Raw genomic sequence first — 22604 nt, forward strand, 5'->3', positions numbered from 1 at the left:
GGGAGGGTCGCGCCGCCTTCACGGCAGGCAGCACGAACAAAGGCCGTCGCGCCAGGCGACGGCCTTTGGCCGGATTACTTGGTCAGCACGAAGCCCTTGAGCTTGGCGAAGGCAGCGTCGACCAGCGCCTTCTGCTGCTCCTGGTGCAGGTGCGAATAGCCGACGGCCGGCGAGGCCGAGGCGGCACGGCCGGCGTAACCCAGCTTCTGGCCTTCCTGCAGGCTTTCGTGGATGTTGTGCTGCACGAAGAACCAAGCGCCCTGGTTCTGCGGCTCGTCCTGGCACCACACCACGTCCACCAGGTTCGGGTACTTCTTGAGCTCGGTGGAGAAGGCCTTGTGCGGGAAGGGGTAGAGCTGTTCGACGCGGATGATCGCCACGTCGTCGGCCCCCTTTTCCTCGCGCTTCTTGGCCAGGTCGTAGTAGACCTTGCCCGAGCACGCGATCAGGCGCTTGACCTTGTCGGCCTTCAGTTCCTTCGCGTCCGGAATCACGGTCTGGAAACCGCCCTTGGTGAACTCGGCCAGCGGCGAGGTCGCGTCCTTGTTGCGCAGCAGCGACTTGGGCGTCATGATGACCAGCGGCTTGCGCAGGTTGCGCACCTGCTGGCGGCGCAGCACATGGAAGATCTGGCTGGCCGTGGTCGGCTGCACGATCTGCATGTTGGTATCGGCGGCCAGCTGCATGAAGCGCTCCAGGCGGGCCGAGCTGTGCTCGGGGCCCTGGCCTTCATAGCCGTGCGGCAGCATCATCGTGATGCCGTTGACGCGGCCCCACTTCACCTCACCCGAAGCGATGAACTGGTCGATCACCACCTGCGCGCCGTTCACGAAGTCGCCGAACTGGGCCTCCCAGATCACGAGCGTGTTCGGGTCGTTGGAGGCATAGCCGTATTCGTAGGCCAGCACGGCTTCTTCCGACAGGATCGAGTCGATCACCACGAAGGGAGCCTGGTTTTCGGCGATGTTCTGCAGCGGCACGTAGGTGCCTTCGTCGAACTTCTCACGGTTCTGGTCATGCAGCACGGCATGGCGGTGCGTGAAGGTGCCGCGGCCGCAGTCCTCGCCCGACAGGCGCACCGGATAGCCGCTGGCCACCAGCGAGGCGAAGGCCATGTGCTCGCCCATGCCCCAGTCGACATTGACCTCGCCACGGCCCATGGCCGCGCGGTCGTCCAGCACCTTCTTGACCAGCGGATGCACCGTGAAGCCTTCGGGCACGGTGGTGATCTTCTCGGCCAGGCGCTTCCATTCGGTCAGCGGGATCGCGGTTTCGGCGGCGTCGGTCCACTTCTTGTTCAGGAAGGGGCTCCAGTCCACCGCGTACTTGCTCTTGAAGTTGGTCAGCACCGGATCGACCGTGTGCTTGCCCGCGTCCATGGCGGCCCGGTAGGCCTTGACCATGTCGTCGCCCAGCGTCTCGCCCAGGCCCTGCGCGGCCAGCTTGTCAGCGTACAGCTTGCGCGTGCCGGGGTGCTTGGAGATCTTCTTGTACATCAGCGGCTGGGTCAGCGCCGGCGTGTCCTGTTCGTTGTGGCCCAGCTTGCGGAAGCAGACGATGTCCACCACCACGTCCTTGTTGAACTCCTGGCGGTATTCGAGCGCGAGCTGCGTGCACAGCACCACGGCTTCGGGGTCGTCGCCGTTCACGTGCAGCACGGGCGCGTCGATCATCTTGACCACGTCGGTGCAGTACAGCGTGGAGCGGCTGTCGCGCGGGTCGCTGGTGGTGAAGCCGATCTGGTTGTTGATCACGATGTGCACCGTGCCGCCCGTGTAGTAGCCACGGGTCTCGGCCAGCGCCAGCGTTTCCATCACCACGCCCTGGCCGGCGAAGGCGGCGTCGCCGTGCACCAGCACGGGCAGCACCTGGTCGCCTTCCTTGTCGCCGCGGCGGTCCATGCGCGCGCGCACGGAGCCTTCCACCACCGGATTCACGATCTCGAGGTGCGAAGGGTTGAAGGCCAGCGACAGGTGGACCGGGCCGCCACGCGTGGACACGTCGCTGGAGAAGCCCTGGTGGTACTTCACGTCGCCGGCCGGCAGGTCTTCAGGGGCCGTGTGGTCGAACTCGGAGAACAGGTCCTTGGGCGCCTTGCCCAGGGTGTTGACCAGCACGTTCAGGCGGCCGCGGTGGGCCATGCCGATCACGATCTCCTGCACGCCCTTCTCGCCGGCACGCTGGATCAGCTCGTCCATCGCCACGATGAAGCTTTCGCCACCTTCGAGCGAGAAGCGCTTCTGGCCGACGTACTTGGTGTGCAGGAAGCGCTCCAGGCCCTCGGCGGCCGTCAGGCGCTCCAGCACGTGCTTCTTCTGCTCGCCGCTCAGCTGCGGGTTGGTGCGCGCGCTCTCCAGCTTCTGCTGCCACCAGCGCTTTTGCGCCTGGTCGGTGATGTACATGTACTCGGCGCCGATGGTGCCGCAATAGGTTTCGCGCAGGGCGTTGAGCAGGTCGCGCAGGGACATGGTGTCCTTGCCGAAGAAGGTGTTGCTCGTGTTGAACACCGTCTCCATGTCCGCGTCGCCGAATCCGTAGAAGGACGGCTCCAGCTCGGGGATGGCCGGGCGCTCGGTGCGCTTGAGCGGGTCCAGGTCGGCCCAGCGCGCGCCCACGTTGCGGTACGCGGCGATCAGCTGCTGAACGGCGGTGCGCTTGCGGCCCAGTTCCGAATCGGCGCCGCTGGCCACCACGACCCGGGTCTGGCCCTGCTTCGCGCGCTCGGCGAAGGCGTTGATGACGGGCAGGTGCGGCACGTCCTTGGCATTGCTGCCATCGGTGGCGGGCACGTGCTGCAGGGCGTCGAAATAGGCGCGCCAGTTGTCGGGGACGCTACCGGGGTTGGCCAGGTAGTTCTCGTACATCTCCTCCACGTAGGGCGCGTTGCCGCCGAAGAGGTAGGTGTTGCCGAGATAGGCGCTGTAGATGGACGGCGACGAATCGCTCATGTTCCGCTGACCTCCGCTTTCCTTGGGAAAGCATTAGCTGGTTTGAGAAACCTTCCGCGACACGGCTGAACCGGTTGGCGGATGCGACTGTGGCTGGGAAGGGCCTGAGTACCGTCGCATTGTGCCACGTCAAGCGTGTGACAGGGCGCGCGCCCGCCGCCGCGGCGGCAAGGGCGAAGCCGCCTGTGGTGGCAAAGGAACAGGCATTCTCGTGGCGCCGGCGCGGGCCGCCCCCCCGGGCATGCCCGCGGGTGCGGGCTCGCTCAGGCGCCCAGCAGGGCGCGGACCTGCTGCAGGGTGCCCGGGTCGTCCAGCGTGGTCAGGTCGCCGGGGTCGCGCCGCTCGCACACGGCCTGGATGGCGCGGCGCAGCAGCTTGCCGCTGCGCGTCTTGGGCAGGCCGGTCACGCAATGCACGCGCGCGGGCCGGGCGAGCGCGCCCAGTCGCGCGCTCACCAGCTGCAGGATTTCGCCTTCCAGCGCACGCGCCGCGTCGGCGTCGGTGGCGGCCGCCCCGCTGCGCGGGACGACGAAGGCCATCGCCACCTGGCCCTTGAGCGCGTCGGCCACGCCGACCACCGCCACCTCCGCCACATTCGCATGGCTGGCGATGCATTCCTCGATCTCGCGGGTGCCCAGCCGATGGCCGGCGACATTGATGACGTCGTCCGTGCGGCCCAGGATGTAGTAGTAGCCCTCGGCATCGCGGATGCCCCAGTCGAAGGTGGAGTACACGCTCCTGCCGGGCACGCTCTTCCAATAGGTGTCGACGAATCGGGCGTCGTCGCGCCACACGGTCTGCATGAAGCCGGGCGGCGTCGGTCCCTCGATGGCCAGCACGCCCTTCTGGCCGGGCTCGGTCAGCTCCTCGCCCGTGGCTTCGTGCAGGATCTTGACGCGATAGCCGTACATGGGCACGCCGGGGCTGCCGAAGCGCGTGGGCTGCTGCGGCTCCACGCCGCGCGCCAGGGTCAGGATCGGCCAACCCGACTCGGTCTGCCAGTAGTTGTCGATGATCGGCACGCCCAGGCCGTCGCTGATCCAGCGCGCCGTGGGTTCGTCCAGCGGTTCGCCGGCCAGGAACAGCGCGCGCAGGCTGGACAGGTCGTATTTCTTCAGCAGGGCCGGGTCCTGTTTCTTGAGCACGCGCACCGCCGTGGGCGCGCTGAACATCACGCTCACCCGGTACTTCTCGACCAGCTGCCACCAGATGCCGCCGTCGGGCTGCCGGTCCAGGCCCTGCGTGGGCAGCCCTTCATAACAGAGCGTGGCCATGCCGGCGATCAGCGGCCCGTAGACGATGTAGCTGTGGCCCACCACCCAGCCGATGTCGCTGGTGGAAAAGTAGGTCTCACCCGCGCGGCCGTCGAAGATGTGCTTCATGCTCGCCGCCAGCGCCACCGCATAGCCGCCCACGTCGCGCTGCACGCCCTTGGGCTTGCCCGTGGTGCCGCTGGTGTAGATGGTGTAGCTGACGTCGGTGGCTTCCAGCCAGGTGCAGGGCACCTGCGCACCCTGGTGGCGCACCATCAGTTCGGCCCAGAGGTGGTCGCGGCCGGCCTCGCGGTCCATGGGCGCGAGGCCGCGGTCTACCAGTACCACGGCGGCCGGCTTGTGACGGGACAGGCGGATGGCCTCGTCCAGCAGCGGCTTGTAGGCGATCACCTTGCCGCCGCGCGAACCGGCGTCGGCGCTGACCACCACGCGGGGCTCGGCGTCCTCGATGCGCGAGGCCAGCGAGCCGCTGGCGAAGCCACCGAACACCACGCAGTGGATGGCGCCGATGCGCGCGCAGGCCAGCATCGCGACGATGGCCTCGCCGACCATGGGCATGTAGATCAGCACCCGGTCGCCGCGCCCCACGCCCAGCGCGAGCAGGCTGGCCGCGGCGGCCTGCACGTCGGCATGCAGCTCGCGGAAGCTCCAGGTGCGTTCGGCCCCGGTTTCGGTGGACACGGCGATCAGCGCCGGCTGCTGGGCGCGCTGCGCCAGGTGGCGGTCCACGGCGTTGTGGCACAGGTTGGTCTGCCCGCCCACGAACCAGCGCGCAAAGGGCGGCCGGCTGGCGTCCAGGATCTGCTCGGGCGGCCGATGCCAGTCGATCAGGCGGGCCTGCTCGGCCCAGAAAGCCTCCGGCGCCTCGATGGAGCGGCGATAGAAGTCCGCATAGCTACCCATGGTTGTCTCCGTCGTTAGATGAATGCCCGGTCCGGCCCGGCGCCTGGGCCCGCGCGGCAGCCCGGCCGGCGGATGGCCCGATTGTAGAAGGCGGGCTTGCGGGAGGCTGACAGTCTGCCAGCGCCCTGGCCCCGCGCCGGCTGAAGCACGCGCGACTTCGCCGAGGGTTGAGATGGCTCAAAGCCGGCTGCGGCGGGCTGGGGCAGATTGCGGGCCTTCCATCGCCGCGCTGCGCCTCATCCCATGTTGCACGCTCCTTCCGCTCCCGCCGGGTCGCCCCTGGGCCGGCCGCGCGCGCGCTGGGCGCCGGCAGGCGCCCCGCCGCGCCAGGCGCTGGCGCGCACGCTGCTGGCGGGCGCCTTCGGCCGCGTCACGCTGTCGCACGCCACGCTGGACCGGCTCGAGGCGCAGATGCGCTGCCACGGACTTGAACGGGGGCCGGTCGCCCGGGCGCCAGCGGGCGCACCGCCGTCCTGGTGGCTGGTGCTGGAAGGCCGCATCGCGGTCGGACGCGCCGGCGCCGACGGCAGCACGGTGGAAAACCGGATGGTGGAGCCCGGCCAGTGGTTCGACCTGGCCAGCGCCTGGCTGGGCACGGAATGGATCGAGTCGGCCGTTTGCGTGGCGCCCGTGATCCTGGCGGCGCTGCCGCTGGCCACGCTGCTCGACTGCGCACGCGAGGACGAACAGCTGATGCGGGGCATGGGCCAGGCCATGGCCGAACGGCTGCGCGAGCTGACCGAGGGTCGCCACGAACTGGCCACCAAGGACGTGCTGAGCCGGCTGGCGCTGTGGCTGCTGCGCCAGCCGCGCGACGGGGACGCGGGGGCGTCGATCCGGCTGCCGGTGCAGAAGCGCTCCATCGCGCGCCAGCTGGTCATGGCCCAGGCCACGCTGTCGCGCTGCTTCCGGCGCCTGGTCGAGCTGGGCTGCATCGATGTGGCCGGCTACACCGTCACCATCCGCGACCTGGCGAAGCTGCGCATGCTGGCGGGGGAAGACGGCGTGCGCGTCCCGGCCTGAGCCCACCCGCGCGCCACCTCGGCCCCAGGGGGCCCGGCACGTCAGCGGATCAGCGCCAGCCAGTCGCGGAAGGCCGGATGTTCCGCACCGCGCAGCCACTCGAAGCCCACCATCTCGGTGGTCACCAGTTCGGCGCCGGCGCCGGCCAGGCGGTCGAAGGCGGCATCGCGGTTGCGCTCCGTGCGCGAGCTGCAGGCGTCGGTCACCACCCAGACTTCGAATTCGTCCTCCAGCAGTTCCAGAGCCGTCTGCAGCAGGCACACGTGCGCCTCGCAGCCGGCCAGCACGATGCTGCCGCGTTCGGGCGCCTGGGCCGGGGGTTTCTGCAGGTGGCGCGGCAGGCTGCGCGCATTGCCCGAGGCGGGCTTGGCCGGCGGACGCAGCCACTCTCCCAGGCCTTCGGACACGGCGCTGAATTGCATCTTGGCCAGGGTGCGGCGGCAGTGATCGCGCAGTTCGGCCGGCATCTGGCCCAGGCGCGAGGGGTTCTGCTCCGTGCCCCACACCGGCACGTCGGCCAGGGCCGCCAGCCGGGCCAGGCGCAGCGCCTTGGCCATCACGGCTTCGCCTTCATGGATGGCGGGCATCAGCCGGGGCTGATAGTCGATGAGCACGAGTTGGGACTGGTCGGCGTCGAGAAGCATGGAGGCAGGGGAAAAGGAAGGGTCCGGGCCGGACGGGCAAGGCGGGCGGCCACAATGGGCCGTATGCCCGCCATTGTCCACCTCCGCCCATGAGCGCACGCGGCCGTGTCCCTCCGGACGCCGGGGCGCTGCCGCGCCGGCGCCGGCTGCTGGGGGGCGGCGCGGCGGCCGCCGCCCTGGCCGCCTCGGGCCTGCCAGGCTGCGGCTGGCTGCCCCGGCCGGCCGGGGTGCCGCTGCCGGTCCGGGAGGATCGCGCGGACTGCGGCGCTGCCGACACCCTGCTCGTCCTTCTGCCCGGCCGCGGCATGGCCCTGCGGGAGCTGGCGCACGAGGGCTTCGTGCAAGCCTGGCGCGCCGCGGGCGTGCGGGCCGACCTGTGGCGCGTGGACGCCCATCAGGGCTACTACCGCGACCGCAGCATCGTCGACCGGCTGCATGCGGACATCGTGCAGCCCGCGCGGGCCCGCGGCTACGGCCGGATCTGGCTGGCCGGCATCTCGCTGGGCGGCCTGGGCGCGCTGCTTTATGCGCACGCGCATCCGCAGGAAGTGGCCGGCCTGCTGCTGATCGCGCCCTACCTCGGAGAAGCCGCCACGGCCGCCGACGTGGCCGCGCAGGGCGGCCCGGCTCGCTGGACGCCGCCGCAGGCCGGCGGCGACGCCATCGGCCTGCGCGCGTGGGGCGCTTTGAAGCACGCTGTCAGCCCGCCACCCGGTCCCACGCCGCTGTACCTGGCCTTCGGCGTGGACGACCGCCTGGCGCCCACGCACCGGGTGCTGGCCGAGGCCTTGCCGCCGCAGCGGGTGATGACGGCTGCGGGCGGCCACGACTGGCCGGCTTGGCGCCCGCTGTGGCGGCGCCTGCTGGCGCAGGCGCCGCTGCCGCGCTGCGGCTGAGCCGCATGCCGCATGCCCCGCGGCGGGGGCGGCCAGGACATTCAGGGCTTGAGCCGGATCAGCTGGCCGTTCTGCGCATCGGTCAGCACGTACAGCAGGCCGTCCGGCCCCTGCCGCACGTCACGAATGCGGGCGCGCCCGTCTTCCAGCAGCTTGTGCTCGGCCGCGACCCGGCCGTCCCTGATCTCCAGCCGCGCCAGATAGCCGAACTTGAGCGAACCGACGAAGAGGTTGCCCTTCCAGGCCGGGCCGTAGCGGTCGCTGGTCAGGAAGGCCATGCCCGACGGCGCAATGGACGGCACCCAGTACTTGAGCGGCTGTTCCATGCCGGCCTTGGCCGTGCCTTCGCCGATCCGGCCCCCGCCGTAGTTCTCGCCATGCGTGATGACCGGCCAGCCATAGTTGCGGCCGGCTTCGGCAATGTTGATCTCGTCGCCGCCCTGTGCGCCATGCTCGTGCATCCACAGCCGCCCGTCGGGCCCGAGCGTGGCGCCCTGGCCGTTGCGGTGGCCATAGCTCCAGATCTCGGGCAGGGCGCCGCCGCGGTTCACGAAGGGGTTGTCCGCGGGCACGCTGCCGTCCTTGGCCACCCGCACCACCTTGCCGATGTGGCTGTCCAGCTTCTGCGCGTCGTCGCGGCGGCTGTAGCGATCGCCCAGGGTCATGAACAGGGTGCCGTCACGCGCCTCGACGATGCGGCAGCCGAAATGGGCGCGGCTCGCCACCTTGGGCTTCTGGCTGAAGAGCACCTTCACGCTTTCCAGGCGCGTGCGGTCGGCAGACAGCACGGCGCTCGCAAGCGCGGTGCTGTTCGCACCGCCCTCTCCGGGTTCCGAGTAGCAGAAATAGACCGTGCGGTTGCGGGCGAACTGCAAGTCGACAACCACGTCCAGCAGCCCGCCCTGCCCGCCCGCGGCCACGGCCGGCAGGCCCTGCAAGGGTTCGCTGCGCTGGCCCGTGACGGAGATGACGCGCATGCGTCCCGGTTTCTCCGTGACCAGGAAGCGGCCCTCGGGCAGGAAGGCCACGGCCCAGGGGTTCTCCAGGCCGGAGGCCACGACTTCCGGCGCGCCCTGCGCGTGCGCCCAGGCGCAGGCGCCCGCCAGCAGCGCAGTGGCCAGCCAGCGCCCGGCCCTCTGGGGGCGCCGGGCCCGGATGAGTGCTTGGTTCATGCGGCACTGTCGCGTGCCTCCCCGGCGGCTGGCAAGCATGCCCCTCTATGACTTCGGGCAATGACGAAGCCGGCCCTTACAACTTCCGTTTTCACATATGTGTCAATAACATGAATCGAATCAAGAAGTTAGGTCTTCATTTGAGACCGCATTTTCGATTGACACATTTGGTAGTGCTATCTATCCTACGCGCCCATGCGCCAAACAGCCCTCGCCGTCCTGGTTCTCCTCTTCGCATGCGCCGCCCACGCGGCTCCGCCCCAGGACCGCTTGCCCGCTGACCCAGCCCCCGCCGAGCGCGGCGGTTTCATGAACCGCATCGAGCACGCCAGCCATGCCGTGGTGGACCGCACTTCGGACCTGGTGATCGGCGCGATGGGCTTCCTGGGCGTGCCCTACAAGCGCGGCGGCAACAACGCCGAGACCGGCTTCGACTGCAGCGGCTTCGTGCGCGCCATGTACGACAAGTCCATGGGCCTGCTGCTGCCGCGCCGCGCGGAGGAACAGGCCGCGGCCACCCAGAAGATCGACCGCAGCGAACTGCAGCCCGGCGACCTGGTCTTCTTCAACACCATGCGCCGCGCCTTCAGCCATGTGGGCATCTACGTGGGCGACGGCAAATTCATCCATTCGCCCCGCTCCGGCGCCGAGGTGCGCGTGGAAAGCATGAACGTGGGCTACTGGCAGAAGCGATTCAACGGCGCCCGGCGGGTGACTGAAGCGCGGGCCGGCGAGTAGGCTCAACAGGCTCGCGCGGGCACCGCGCTTTCCGAGGGCGGTAGAAGCAGCACACGCGCCAGTCTGCCCCCAACAAAAACCCGCCAGCGGCGGGTTTTGTCGTTTCTGAGGGGCCTCAGACCGCCGATGGCGGCCCAAGGCCGTGCCTCACTTGCGCTGCGGCGGCAGGTCCGTGCAGGTGCCGTGCGCCACTTCGGCCGCCATGCCGATGCTTTCGCCCAGCGTGGGGTGCGGGTGGATGGTCTTGCCGATGTCGATCTCGTCGGCGCCCATCTCGATGGCCAGCGCGATCTCGCCGATCATGTCGCCGGCATGCGTGCCGACGATGCCGCCACCCAGGATGCGGTGGGTTTCAGCGTCGAACAGCAGCTTGGTGAAGCCTTCGTCGCGCGTGTTGGCGATGGCCCGGCCCGACGCGGTCCACGGGAAGTGACCCTTCTTGACCTTGATGCCCTCGGCCTTGGCCTGGTCCTCGGTCAGGCCCACCCAGGCCACCTCAGGGTCGGTGTAGGCCACGCTGGGGATCACGCGGGCGTTGAAGGCGGCCGCGGCCAGTTCCTTGTTGCCCTGCTGCTCGCCCGCGATGACCTCGGCCGCGACGTGCGCCTCGTGCACCGCCTTGTGGGCCAGCATGGGCTGGCCGACGATGTCGCCGATGGCGAAGATGTTCGGCACGTTGGTGCGCATCTGGATGTCGACCGGGATGAAGCCGCGGTCGCTCACCGCCACGCCGGCCTTGTCGGCGCCGATCTTCTTGCCGTTGGGGCTGCGGCCGACGGCCTGCAGCACGAGGTCATAGACCTGCGGCTCCTTGGGGGCGTTCGCGCCTTCGAACCTCACCTTGATGCCGTCCTTCGTCGCTTCAGCTCCCACGGTCTTGGTGCCGGTCATGATGTTGTCAAAGCGCGGGGCGTTCATCTTCTGCCAGACCTTCACCAGGTCGCGGTCGGCGCCCTGCATGAGGCCGTCGAGCATCTCGACCACGTCCAGGCGCGCACCCAGCGTGGAATACACCGTGCCCATCTCCAGGCCAATGATGCCGCCGCCCAGGATCAACATGCGCTTGGGGTCGGTGCCCAGCTCCAGCGCGCCGGTCGAATCGACCACGCGCGGGTCGCCCTTGGGCATGAAGGGCAGGTGCACGGCCTGCGAGCCGGCCGCGATGATCGCGTGGCGGAACTTGATGACCTTCTTGCTGCCGGTCGTTTGCGAGCCGCTGCCCGTGGTCTCGTCGACTTCGAGGTGGTAGGCGTCCAGGAAAGTGCCCAGGCCGCGCACGGTGGTCACCTTGCGCATCTTGGCCATCGCCGTGAGGCCGCCCGTGAGCTTGCCCACCACCTTGTTCTTGTGGGCGAGCAGCTTGGCACGGTCGATCTTGGGCGTGCCGAACTCGACGCCCAAGTCGGCGAAGTGCTTGACCTCATCCATCACGGCCGCGACGTGCAACAGCGCCTTGGACGGGATGCAGCCGACGTTCAGGCAGACGCCGCCCAGCGTGGCATAGCGCTCGACCAGCACGGTCTTCATGCCCAGGTCGGCGCTGCGGAAGGCGGCCGAGTAGCCGCCGGGGCCGGCACCGAGCACCAGGGTGTCGCATTCGAGGTCGACCTTGCCGCCGTAGGTGCCGGCCGGAACCGGCGCGCGCGCGGCAACCGGCGCCGGTGCGGGCGCCGGCGCCGATGCGGCTGGCGCTGGAACCGGGGAGGCTGCCGGCGCGGCCGCGGGCGCTGCCGCCGGCGCCGAAGCATCTTCGGCCGCGTCCACCACCACGACCACCGAGCCCTCGCTGACCTTGTCGCCCACCTTCACGGCCACCGACTTCACGACGCCGGCGTGGCTGGAGGGAATCTCCATCGAAGCCTTGTCCGATTCGACGGTGATCAGCGACTGCTCCACCTTGATGGTGTCGCCCGGCTTGACCAGCACTTCGATGACGGCGACTTCGTCGAAGTCGCCGATGTCCGGAACCTTGATCTGTTGTTCGCTCATGCCGTGTCTCCTTACAGCACGATGCGGCGGTAATCCGCCAGCAGCTGGCCCAGGTAGGCGTTGAAGCGGGCCGCGGCGGCACCGTCGATCACGCGGTGGTCGTACGACAGCGACAGCGGCAGCACGAGGCGCGGCACGAACTGCTTGCCGTCCCACACCGGCTTCATCTGACCCTTGGACAGGCCCAGGATGGCCACCTCGGGGGCGTTGATGATCGGCGTGAAATGCGTGCCGCCGATGCCGCCCAGCGAGCTGATCGAGAAGCAGCCGCCCTGCATGTCGGCCGCGCCGAGCTTGCCGTCGCGGGCCTTCTTGGCCAGTTCGCCCATTTCCTGGCTGATCTGCAGGATGCCCTTCTTGTCGGCGTCCTTGAGCACCGGCACCACCAGCCCGTTGGGCGTGTCGGCCGCGAAGCCGATGTGGAAGTACTGCTTGTAGACCAACGCATCGCCGTCCAGGCTGGCGTTGAATTCGGGGAACTTCCTGAGCGCCGCGACCACCGCCTTGATCACGAAGGCCAGCATCGTCACCTTGATGCCCGACTTCTCATTCTCCTTGTTGGTGGCCACGCGGAAGGCCTCCAGCTCGGTGATGTCCGCCTCGTCGTTGTTGGTGACGTGCGGGATCATCACCCAGTTGCGGTGCAGATTCGCGCCCGAGATCTTCTTGATGCGCGACAGGTCCTTGCGCTCGACGGCGCCGAACTTCGCGAAGTCGACCTTGGGCCAGGGCAGCAGGTCCAGGCCCGCACCGCCGCCACCGCCGGCCGGCGCCTTCGCCGCCTGCGCCTGGGTGCGGGTCGCGCCGCTCATCACGGCCTGCGTGAACTTCTGGATGTCTTCCTGCGTGATGCGGCCCTTGGGACCGGAGCCCTTGACCTCCTCGAGCGGCACACCCAGCTCGCGGGCGAACTTGCGCACCGAGGGCGACGCATGCGGCAGGCTGCCGCTCGGGGCCTTCGTCGGATCATGGGGCGCAGCGGCCGCAGGCGCGCTGGCAGCAGCCGGTGCGGGTGCCGCCGCGGCAGCACTGGACGCAGGGGCCGCGGCCGGTGCCGAGGCCGCCGGCGCAGCGGCGGGCGCCGGAGCCGGTGCCGCGCCCGCGCCGCCTTCCAGCACGGCGATCAGATCGCCGATGTTCACGGTGTCGCCCACCTTGACCTTCAGCTCCTTGAGCGTGCCGGCGGCCGAGGACGGGATCTCCATCGAAGCCTTGTCGGACTCGACGGTGATCAGCGACTGCTCTTCCTTGATGGCGTCGCCGACCTTGACCAGCACCTCGATCACGGCCACGTCCTTGAAATCGCCGATGTCAGGCACCTTGACCTCGACCGGGCCGGCCGGGGCAGGCGCTGCCGGGCTCGGCGCAGGCGCGGCGGCCTGGGCGGGCGCGGCCGCTGCGGGCGCCGGGGCCGCAGCGGCGGGCGCGCCTGCGCCCTCGGCTTCCAGCACCAGCACCAGCGAGCCTTCGCTGACCTTGTCGCCCACGGCGACCTTGATGTCCTTGACCACGCCGGCCGCGCTCGACGGGATCTCCATCGACGCCTTGTCCGACTCCACGGTGATCAGCGACTGCTCGGCCTTGACCGTGTCGCCCACCTTCACCAGCACCTCGATGACGGCGACCGATTCGAAATCGCCGATGTCCGGTACCTTGACTTCCACTGCTGCCATGTTCCTTGTCTCCCGCCCGCAGGCGCGTGGGGTTGTGCGTGCGCTCAAGCGTAGAGCGGGTTGATCTTGTCGGCGTTGATGCCGTACTTGCGGATGGCCTCGCTCACCTTGGCGACGGGCAGCACGCCGTCTTCGGCCAGCGCCTTGAGGGCCGACACGACGATGTAATGGCGATTGACCTCGAAGTGCTCGCGCAGCTTGCTGCGGAAGTCGCTGCGACCGAAGCCGTCGGTGCCCAGCGTCTTGTAGGTGCGGGCCGAACCGTCCTTGTTCTTCGGGATGAAGGGGCGGATCTGTTCCGTGTAGGCCTTCATGTAGTCGGTCGAGGCGACCACCGGGCCCGTCGTCGCGCCGAGCTGCTGCGCCACGAAGGGCACGCGCGGCGTTTCGGTCGGATGCAGCAGGTTCCAGCGCTCGGCGTCCTGGCCGTCACGCGTGAGCTCGTTGAAGCTCGGGCAGCTCCAGACCGCCGCGGCCACGCCCCAGTCCTTTTCCAGCAGTTCCTGGGCGAAGAAGGATTCGCGCAGGATGGTGCCGCTGCCCAGCAGTTGCACCGTGGGGCCGTTGGCCTGCTGCAGCGTGGGCGCCTGCTTGCACAGGTACATGCCCTTGATGATCTGCTCCTCGGTGCCGGGCTGCAGGCCGGGCATGGCGTAGTTCTCGTTGAGCAGCGTGAGGTAATAGAAGACGTTGTCCTGCTTCTCCACCATGCGCTTGAGGCCGTGGTGCAGGATCACGCCCACTTCGTGCGCGAAGGTCGGGTCGTAGCTCACGCAGTTCGGGATGGTGTTGGCCAGGATGTGGCTGTGGCCGTCCTCGTGTTGCAGGCCTTCGCCGTTGAGCGTGGTGCGGCCCGAGGTGCCGCCCAGCAGGAAGCCGCGTGCCTGCATGTCGCCGGCCGCCCAGGCCAGGTCGCCGATGCGCTGGAAGCCGAACATCGAGTAGTACACGTAGAACGGCACCATGATCCGGTTGTTCGTGCTGTACGAGGTGGCCGCCGCGATCCAGCTGCTCATGCCGCCGGCCTCGTTGATGCCCTCCTGCAGGATCTGGCCGGCCTTGTCTTCCTTGTAGTACATGACCTGGTCCTTGTCGACCGGGGTGTACTGCTGACCGTGCGGGTTGTAGATGCCGACCTGGCGGAACAGGCCTTCCATGCCGAAGGTGCGGGCCTCGTCGACCAGGATGGGCACCACGCGCGGGCCCAGGGCCTGGTCGCGCAGCAGCTGCGTGAGAAAGCGCACGTAGGCCTGCGTGGTGCTGATCTCGCGGCCTTCGGCGGTGGGCTCGAGCACGGCCTTGAAGGTCTCGAGCGCGGGCACGGTGAAGCTCTCGTCGGCCTTGGTGCGGCGGTGCGGCAGGTAGCCGCCCAGAGCCTTGCGGCGCTCGTGCAGGTACTTCATCTCCGGCGTGTCGTCGGCCGGCTTGTAGAAGGGCAGCTCGGCGATCTGGCTGTCGGGGATCGGGATGTTGAAGCGGTCGCGGAAGGCCTTGATGTCCTCGTCGCTGAGCTTCTTGGTCTGGTGAACGGTGTTCTTGCCTTCGCCGATCTTGCCCATGCCGAAGCCTTTGACGGTCTTGACGAGCAGCACGGTGGGCTGGCCGGTGTGGTTCTGGGCGGCATGGAAGGCGGCGTAGACCTTCTGCGAATCGTGGCCGCCGCGCTGCAGGTTCCAGATCTCGTCGTCCGTCATGTGCTCCACCATCTTGGCGGTGCGCGGATCGCGGCCGAAGAAATGCTTGCGCACGTAGGCGCCGTCGTTGGCCTTGAAGGCCTGGTAGTCGCCGTCGTTGCACTCCATCATGATCTTGCGCAGCGCACCGTCGTGGTCCTTGGCCAGCAGCGCGTCCCAGCCCTTGCCCCAGATCAGCTTGATGACGTTCCAGCCCGAGCCGCGGAACTCGCCTTCCAGTTCCTGGATGATCTTGCCGTTGCCGCGCACGGGGCCGTCCAGGCGCTGCAGGTTGCAGTTGATGACGAAAATCAGGTTGTCGAGGTTCTCGCGCGCAGCGAGGCCGATGGCGCCCAGCGATTCGACCTCGTCCATTTCACCGTCGCCGCAGAAGACCCAGACCTTGCGGTTGGCCGTGTCGGCGATGCCGCGGGCGTGCAGGTACTTGAGGAAGCGCGCCTGGTAGATCGCCATCAGCGGGCCCAGGCCCATGGAGACGGTGGGGAACTGCCAGAACTCCGGCATGAGCTTGGGGTGCGGATAGCTCGACAGGCCCTTGCCGTCCACTTCCTGGCGGAAGTTCAGCAGTTGCTCTTCGGTCAGACGGCCTTCGAGGTAGGCCCGTGCGTAGATGCCGGGCGAGACGTGGCCCTGGATGTAGAGCAGGTCGCCGCCGTGCTTTTCGGTCTCGGCGTGCCAGAAGTGGTTGAAGCCGGCGCCGAACATGCTGGCCAGCGAGGCGAAGGAGCCGATGTGGCCGCCCAGGTCGCCGCCCTCGGGCGGGTGGTGGCGGTTGGCCTTGACCACCATCGCCATGGCGTTCCAGCGCATGTAGGCGCGCAGGCGCTGTTCGATCTCGAGGTTGCCGGGGCTGCGGGCCTCCATCTCGGGCTCGATGGTGTTCACGTAGCCCGTGTTCGCCGAGAAGGGCATGTCCACGCTGTTCTGGCGCGCATGCTCCAGCATTTCCTCCAGCAGGAAGTGCGCACGCTCGGGGCCCGCGCTCTGGATGACGGCGGAGAGCGCATCCCTCCACTCCTTCGTTTCCTGGGCGTCTGTGTCCTGGGCAGTCGCGCTGAAGTGGGTCTCGGGATTGGCCGACATCCTGTGGTCTCCTTGATGGTGTGTGGGCGTAATTTAGTACCGCCGAGCTAGCAGTCGCGGAAGTGTCTCACACAAATTTCGTTATTCCAAATGGTGCTTTTATCTTTCTTATTATGAAATTAATCGTTCTCGGACCCCGTTCGACCGAGGCAGGCGGCAGGTCCCTGAGGCCTTGTCCCCGCGGCGCGCGCCTACACTTCATCGGATGAAACAACTGTGGACTGCGGCGTGATCGAAGGCTCACCGCTGAAGTGGTGGCAACGCTGGTGGCGCCGCCAGACGCCGGGCCGGCAGGACCGCGTGGCCATGCTGGCGCCGCTGGGCGCCGTGCTGCTCTTTCTGGCCGCCATCGTGGCCGCTTTCGGCTACCTGCGTCTGGAAGAGCACGAACGCGAGCTCGAGTCCGTGCGCCGTGACGTGGAATATGCGCAGCAACGCCTGCGCCTGCGTCTGCTGGAGCGGCAGGAACAGCTGATGCGGCTGGCGCGCGACGCCGGCAACCGCGAGATCGACGCGGCGGAATTCACCAGCCGCGCCGAATCGCTGGTCAGCCAGAACCCCGAGTTGCAGGTGATCAGCTGGATCGACGACCGCCGCGCCATCCGCGCCAGCTATGCGGCGCCCAGCGTGCATCCTTCGCAGCAGCATCCCGTGGGGGATGTGCTGCGGCCGGGCGACATCGAAACGCATTACGCGCTCGCGCGCGAGCTGCGCCAGCCGGTGTTCTCGCAGCCCGCCGCGGGCGCCGAGCCGCCCAACATGCTGCAGTTGCACATCCCGCTGTACGACCAGGGCCTTTTCGCGGGCGTGGTGCTCGGTGAGTTCTCGGTGGATGGGCTGCTGCGCTACGGCGTGCCGCCGGAAGTCAACTTCCGCTATGCCGTCTCGCTGCTGGACGACAAGCGCGGCGTGATCGCGGGCAGCGCGCTCACGGAACGCGAGGCCGAGGGCCTGCGCGCGTGGACCGGGGACACGCGCGAGTTCGAGGTGCCCGTCTCGCCGGTGGGCAACGGGCTCCTGCTGCGCGCGCAGGCCTACCGCACTTCGCAGGGCCTGGTCGGCAACGGCCTGTTCTGGATGGTGGCCGCCCTGTCCGTGCTGACCAGCTGGATGCTGATCGGCACCTGGCGGCACACGCGCCGCCGGCTGCAGGCGCAGCAGGCGCTGGTGGCCGAGACGAACTTTCGCCGTGCGATGGAGAACTCCATGCTCACCGGCATGCGCGTGCTGGACCTGCAGGGCCGCATCACCTACGTGAACGCCGCCTTCTGCGCCATGACGGGCTGGAGCGAGGAGGAACTGGTGGGCCAGAAGCCGCCTTTCCCCTACTGGCTCGAAACCGACCACGAGCTGATGAACGAGCGGCTGGAGGAAGAGATCCATGGCCGCTCGCTGCCCGGCGGCTTCCAGGTGCGCGTCAAGCGCAAGAACGGCAGCGTGTTCAACGCGCGGCTGTATGTGTCGCCGCTGATCGACGCCAAGGGCCAGCAGACCGGCTGGATGACCTCGATGACCGACATCACGGAGCCCACGCGCATCCGCGAGCAGCTGTCGGCGTCATACGAGCGCTTCACCACCGTGCTGGAGGCGCTGGACGCGTCGGTGTCGGTGGCGCCGCTGGGCAGCGAGGAGCTGCTGTTCGCCAACAAGATGTACCGCTCGTGGTTCGGCTCCGACACCGTGGGCCACCTGCACATGGTGGCCCAGGCGGGCGTTCCGGCCGCGCAGACGCCGGAGGCCGACTTCGATGACGTGGACCCGCTGGCCGGCCTGCCGGTGGACACGCTGACCACGGCCCAGCCCGCCAACAACGAGATCTTCATCCATGAGCTGGGCAAGTGGCTGGAAGTGCGCTCGCGCTACCTGACCTGGGTCGACGGGCGCCTGGCGCAGCTCGTCATCGCCACCGACATCACGCCGCGCCGCGACGCCGAGGAGCAGGCCGCCGCCCAGGCCGACCGCGCGCAATCCGCCAGCCGCCTGATCACCATGGGCGAGATGGCCTCCAGCGTGGCGCACGAGCTGAACCAGCCGCTCACGGCCATCAGCAACTACTGCAACGGCATGGCCTCGCGCATCCGCAACCAGCAGATCGACGAAGAGGCGCTGCTGGGCGCGCTGGAGAAAACGGCCAAGCAGGCACAGCGCGCGGGCCAGATCATCCAGCGCATCCGCAGCTTCGTGAAGCGCAGCGAACCCAACCGCACGCTGTCGGACGTCTCGGCCATGGTCAGCGAAGCGGTGGAACTGGCCGGCATCGAACTGCGCCGGCGCAACGTGCGCCTGAACCATTACGTGGCGGCGCGCCTGCCCAAGCTGATGGTGGACCCGATCCTGATCGAACAGGTGCTGGTCAACCTGATGAAGAACGCCGCCGAATCCATCGACGCCGCCGAGCGGCCCGCCTCGCACCGCAGCGTGGAGCTGCGCGTGGTGCCCAAGGTCATGGAAGGCCATCCGGCGGTGGAGTTCTCGGTGCAGGACACCGGCACGGGCCTGGCGCCCGAAGTGCTGGAACGCCTGTTCGAGGCCTTCTTCTCCACCAAGCGCGAAGGCATGGGCATCGGCCTCAATCTGTGCCGCTCCATCGTCGAGTCGCACCGCGGCCGGGTGCATGCGGAGAACCTCTACAATGGAACGGACGTGGTCGGGTGCCGTTTCTCCTTCTGGATCCCGGTATCAGGCGCCATCGATCCCACAGCGATTGACGAGGCAAAGGTATCTGCATGAGTTTGATCCCGAAGAAAGGTACCGTTTACGTTGTCGATGACGACGAGGCAGTGCGCGATTCCCTCCAATGGCTGCTCGAAGGCAAGGACTACCGGGTCCGCTGCTTCGATTCCGCCGAATCCTTTCTCTCCCGCTACGACCCGCGCGAAGTCGCCTGCCTGATCGTGGACATCCGCATGGGCGGCATGACCGGCCTGGAGCTGCAGGACAAGCTGATCGAGCGCAAGTCGCCACTGCCCATCGTGGTGATCACGGGCCACGGCGACGTGCCGATGGCCGTGGACTCGATGAAGAAGGGCGCGATGGATTTCATCCAGAAGCCCTTCAACGAGGACGAGCTCGTGGCCCTAGTCGAGCGCATGCTCGAACACGCCCGCTCGGCCTTCGCGCAGCACCAGCAGTCGGCCAGCCGCGATGCGCTGCTGTCCAAGCTGACGGGCCGCGAAAGCCAGGTGCTGGAACGCATCGTGGCCGGCCGCCTGAACAAGCAGATTGCCGACGACCTGGGCATCAGCATCAAGACCGTGGAGGCGCACCGCGCCAACATCATGGAAAAGCTCAACGCCAACACCGTGGCCGACCTGCTCAAGATCGCCCTGGGCCAGACGCCGGCCAGCAAGGCCGCCCCCGCCGCGCCCTGAAGCCCCCTGCATCCCGCCGACGCCCGCTCCACCTGCCCGTGAGCGGGCGTTTGCATTTGGCACCACCACCCCCGCCGCCCCTTTTCGAAGCCCGCAGAGAAAGCCTCTCATGACCGCCCAACTGATCGACGGCAATGCCCTCGCCCGCCAGATCCGCGCCGACGTCTCCGGCCGCACCGCCGCCCTCCAGGCGCGCGGCATCCAGCCCACCCTGGCCATCGTGCTGGTCGGCGACGACCCGGCGAGCCAGGTGTACGTGAAGCACAAGGTCAACGACAGCAGCGAGACCGGCCTGGTCGCGAACCTCGAGCGGCACCCCGCCGGCATGAGCGAAGCGGCCCTGCTGGCCCGCATCCACGCGCTGAACGACGACCCGGCCGTGCACGGCATCCTCGTGCAATTGCCGCTGCCGAAGCACATGGACAGCCACAAGGTGATCGAGGCCATCTCGCCCGCCAAGGACGTCGACGGCTTCCACGTCGCCAGTGCCGGCGCCCTCATGGTCGGCCAGCCGGGCTTCTGGCCCTGCACGCCGCACGGCTGCCTGAAGATGCTCGACAGCATCGGCTACGAACTGCGCGGCAAGCATGCCGTGGTCATCGGCCGCAGCAACATCGTCGGCAAGCCCATGGCCATGATGCTGCTGGGCCGCAGCGCCACCGTGACCATCTGCCACAGCGCCACGGCCGACCTGGGCGCCATCACGCGCCAGGCCGACGTGATCGTGGCCGCCGTGGGCAAGCAGAACCTGGTGACGGCCGACATGGTCAAGCCCGGCGCCGTGGTGCTGGACGTGGGCATGAACCGCAATGCCGAAGGCAAGCTGTGCGGCGACGTGGATTTCGACGCCGTCAAGGAAGTGGCCAGCTGGATCACGCCCGTGCCGGGCGGCGTGGGCCCGATGACGCGGGCCATGCTGCTGGTGAACACGCTCGAGGCCGCAGAACGCGCGGCCGGCTGAGACCGCGGCCACTCGGCCATCGCCCCGCCGCATCGCGGCGATGCAGGCGCCGCGCCTTGAAGCACGCGCGCCTGCCACAAAATGCCCTCCATGACCTCTCCCCTGCTCGACTTCCAAGACCTGCCCCTGTTTGACCAGATCCGTCCGGAGCATGTCGGCCCGGCGGTCGACGTGTTGCTCCAGGAAGCCGTGACAGCGCTGGAGCAGGTGACGGCGCCGGACTTCCCGGCCGACTGGACCGCCATCGCCCGGGTGCTGGACGTCGCCACCGAACGCCTGTCGCGCGCCTGGAACGCGGTGGGCCACCTGAACGCCGTGGCCGACACGCCCGAGCTGCGCGCCGCCTACAACGAGGCGATGCCGCGCGTGACGGCCTTCTGGACGCAGCTCGGCTCGGACGAGCGCCTGTATGCCAAGTACAAGGCCATCGATCCGGCCACGCTCACCGCGGAGCAGGCCCAGGCGCACCGCAATGCCGTGCGCAACTTCGTGCTGGGCGGGGCCGAACTGCGGGGGGCGGCCAAGGAGCGCTTCGCGCAGATCCAGGAGCGCCAGGCCGAACTGAGCCAGAAGTTCAGCGAACATGCCCTGGACGCCACGGATGCCTTCGCCTACTTCGCCGAGCGCGACGAACTGGACGGCCTGCCGGAAGACGTGATTGCCGCCGCCCGTGCGGGCGCCGAGGCGCAAGGCAAAGCCGGCTACAGGCTCACGCTCAAGATGCCCTGCTACCTGCCGGTGATGCAGTTCGCCAAGAGCAGCGCCCTGCGCGAGCGGCTGTACCGCGCCTACGTCACGCGCGCCAGCGAACTGGGCGATCCGGCTTTCGACAACACGGCGCTGATCACCGAGATCCTGGCGCTGCGCGAGGAAGAGGCGAAGCTGCTGGGCTACCCGAACTTCGGCGCCCTGTCGGTCGTGCCCAAGATGGCCGAATCGCCCGAACAGGTGACCGGCTTCCTGCGCGATCTGGCTTCTCGCGCGCGGCCCTACGGCCAGCGCGACGTGGCGGAACTGCGCCAGTTCGCGGCCAGTGAACTGGGTCTGGCCGATCCGCAGCCCTGGGACTGGAGCTACATCGGCGAGAAGCTCAAGGAGGCGCGCTACGCCTTCAGCGAGCAGGAGGTGAAACAGTACTTCCCGGCGCCCAAGGTGCTGGCCGGCCTGTTCAAGATCGTCGAGACCCTGTTCGAAGTCAGCATCCGCCGCGACAGCGCGCCCGTGTGGCATCCCACGGTGGAGTTCTACCGCATCGAACGCCAGGGCCAGAAGGTTGGCCAGTTCTACCTTGACCCCTCGGCCCGCGTCGGCAAGCGCGGCGGCGCCTGGATGGACGACGTGCGTGCGCGCTGGCTGCGCCCCGACACCGGCGCCTTGCAGACGCCCGTCGCGCAGCTGGTGTGCAACTTCGCCGAAGGCGTGGATGGCAAGCCGCCGCTGCTCACGCACGACGACGTCATCACCCTCTTCCACGAGTTCGGCCACGGCCTGCACCACATGCTCACGCAGGTGAACGAGCGCGATGTCTCGGGCATCAGCGGCGTCGAATGGGACGCGGTCGAGCTGCCCAGTCAGTTCATGGAGAACTTCTGCTGGGAGTGGGACGTGCTCAGGCACATGACGGCCCACGCCGACACCGGCGAGCCGCTGCCGCGTTCGCTCTACGACAAGATGATCGCGGCCAAGAACTTCCAGAGCGGCATGCAGACGCTGCGCCAGATCGAGTTCGCGCTGTTCGACATGCTGCTGCACACCGAATTCCATGCGGCCGGCGCGGCCCCCGGGGCCGTGATGGCACTGCTGGGCCAGGTGCGCGACGAAGTGGCCGTGCTGCCTTCGCCGCCCTTCAGCCGCACGCCGCACACGTTCACCCACATCTTCTCGGGCGGCTATGCCGCGGGCTACTACAGCTACAAGTGGGCCGAAGTACTGAGCGCCGATGCCTACGCCGCCTTCGAAGAAACCGCGGGCGCGGACGGCCTGCCCAGCGTGGAAACCGGCCGGCGCTACCGCCAGGCCATCCTCGAAGCAGGCGGCAGCCGCAGCGCCATGGATTCGTTCAAGGCCTTCCGCGGCCGCGAGCCCCAGCTCGACGCGCTGCTGCGCCACCAGGGCATGGCCGAACCGCTCGCCGCCTGAAACCCTCTCGCGGCCAGGACGGTGGGCAGCCGGGAGCTCGTTCGCAGGCCTCCCGGACGCAGGCCTTCAGCCCGCGCGGCCTGCTGGGGTACGCTC

General features: G+C 68.6%; 14 protein-coding genes. 7 read left to right on the forward strand and 7 right to left on the reverse strand.

Annotated elements, in window-relative coordinates; genetic code table 11:
* Positions 1 to 74: 74 nt before the first annotated feature.
* Positions 75 to 2948 (reverse strand): 2-oxoglutarate dehydrogenase E1 component, encoded by a 2874-nt coding sequence (locus tag LG388_RS14765; RefSeq protein WP_225783470.1) that lies wholly within the window; start codon positions 2946 to 2948, stop codon positions 75 to 77.
* Positions 2949 to 3211: 263 nt separating this feature from the next.
* A complete protein-coding gene (locus LG388_RS14770; protein WP_225783471.1) occupies positions 3212 to 5125 on the reverse strand; it encodes a propionate--CoA ligase in 1914 nt (637 codons plus the stop codon).
* A gap of 243 nt (positions 5126 to 5368) precedes the next feature.
* Between LG388_RS14770 and LG388_RS14775 the strand changes: the two genes are divergently transcribed.
* Positions 5369 to 6148 carry a Crp/Fnr family transcriptional regulator gene (locus LG388_RS14775; RefSeq protein ID WP_225783472.1) on the forward strand — a complete coding sequence of 260 codons (780 nt, stop codon included), beginning with the start codon at positions 5369 to 5371 and terminating at the stop codon, positions 6146 to 6148.
* 41 nt (positions 6149 to 6189) lie between these two features.
* Here LG388_RS14775 and LG388_RS14780 read toward each other — a convergent pair whose 3' ends face one another.
* Entirely contained in the window at positions 6190 to 6792 is a 603-nt protein-coding gene (locus LG388_RS14780; RefSeq protein WP_225783473.1) for an isochorismatase family protein, read from the reverse strand.
* Positions 6793 to 6881: 89 nt separating this feature from the next.
* On the opposite strand from LG388_RS14780, the gene LG388_RS14785 reads away from it, so the two are divergent.
* The gene (locus tag LG388_RS14785) at positions 6882 to 7688 is read left to right on the forward strand and encodes an alpha/beta hydrolase (RefSeq protein ID WP_225783474.1); all 807 of its coding nucleotides are present in this window, start codon (positions 6882 to 6884) and stop codon (positions 7686 to 7688) included.
* 41 nt (positions 7689 to 7729) lie between these two features.
* Here LG388_RS14785 and LG388_RS14790 read toward each other — a convergent pair whose 3' ends face one another.
* Positions 7730 to 8860 carry a PQQ-dependent sugar dehydrogenase gene (locus tag LG388_RS14790; protein ID WP_225783475.1) on the reverse strand — a complete coding sequence of 377 codons (1131 nt, stop codon included), beginning with the start codon at positions 8858 to 8860 and terminating at the stop codon, positions 7730 to 7732.
* Positions 8861 to 9055: 195 nt separating this feature from the next.
* Here LG388_RS14790 and LG388_RS14795 point away from each other — a divergent pair, with 195 nt between their 5' ends.
* Positions 9056 to 9598 (forward strand): C40 family peptidase, encoded by a 543-nt coding sequence (locus LG388_RS14795; protein WP_225783476.1) that lies wholly within the window; start codon positions 9056 to 9058, stop codon positions 9596 to 9598.
* 147 nt (positions 9599 to 9745) lie between these two features.
* On the opposite strand, the gene lpdA is transcribed toward LG388_RS14795, so the two are convergent.
* Genes lpdA through aceE form a run of 3 tightly spaced genes read right to left on the reverse strand, consistent with a single transcriptional unit; the run spans position 9746 to position 16037 of the window.
* Positions 9746 to 11587: a dihydrolipoyl dehydrogenase gene (gene lpdA, locus LG388_RS14800; RefSeq protein WP_225783477.1), complete on the reverse strand. Its 1842-nt coding sequence runs from the start codon at positions 11585 to 11587 to the stop codon at positions 9746 to 9748.
* An 11-nt stretch (positions 11588 to 11598) separates the two neighbouring features.
* On the reverse strand, positions 11599 to 13260 hold the full coding sequence (gene aceF, locus LG388_RS14805) for a dihydrolipoyllysine-residue acetyltransferase (protein WP_225783478.1): 1662 nt from the start codon (positions 13258 to 13260) through the stop codon (positions 11599 to 11601).
* Positions 13261 to 13304: 44 nt separating this feature from the next.
* Positions 13305 to 16037 carry a pyruvate dehydrogenase (acetyl-transferring), homodimeric type gene (gene aceE, locus LG388_RS14810; protein WP_225783479.1) on the reverse strand — a complete coding sequence of 911 codons (2733 nt, stop codon included), beginning with the start codon at positions 16035 to 16037 and terminating at the stop codon, positions 13305 to 13307.
* Between the two features lie 228 nt (positions 16038 to 16265).
* Here aceE and LG388_RS14815 point away from each other — a divergent pair, with 228 nt between their 5' ends.
* The 4 genes from LG388_RS14815 to LG388_RS14830 all read left to right on the forward strand — a co-directional run bounded on the left by LG388_RS14815 (position 16266) and on the right by LG388_RS14830 (position 22508).
* The gene (locus LG388_RS14815) at positions 16266 to 18767 is read left to right on the forward strand and encodes a PAS domain S-box protein (RefSeq protein WP_225783480.1); all 2502 of its coding nucleotides are present in this window, start codon (positions 16266 to 16268) and stop codon (positions 18765 to 18767) included.
* Positions 18764 to 19408, forward strand: a complete 645-nt coding sequence (locus LG388_RS14820) for a response regulator transcription factor (RefSeq protein WP_225783481.1) — start codon at positions 18764 to 18766, stop codon at positions 19406 to 19408. Before LG388_RS14815 ends, LG388_RS14820 begins: the two co-directional genes overlap by 4 nt.
* Before the next feature lie 109 nt (positions 19409 to 19517).
* Entirely contained in the window at positions 19518 to 20369 is an 852-nt protein-coding gene (gene folD, locus LG388_RS14825; RefSeq protein ID WP_225783482.1) for a bifunctional methylenetetrahydrofolate dehydrogenase/methenyltetrahydrofolate cyclohydrolase FolD, read from the forward strand.
* Positions 20370 to 20459: 90 nt separating this feature from the next.
* Positions 20460 to 22508, forward strand: a complete 2049-nt coding sequence (locus LG388_RS14830) for a M3 family metallopeptidase (protein WP_225783483.1) — start codon at positions 20460 to 20462, stop codon at positions 22506 to 22508.
* Positions 22509 to 22604 lie beyond the last annotated feature (96 nt).

The organism is Xenophilus sp. Marseille-Q4582 (assembly GCF_916700565.1).
Taxonomy (GTDB): Bacteria; Pseudomonadota; Gammaproteobacteria; order Burkholderiales; family Burkholderiaceae_C; genus Xenophilus.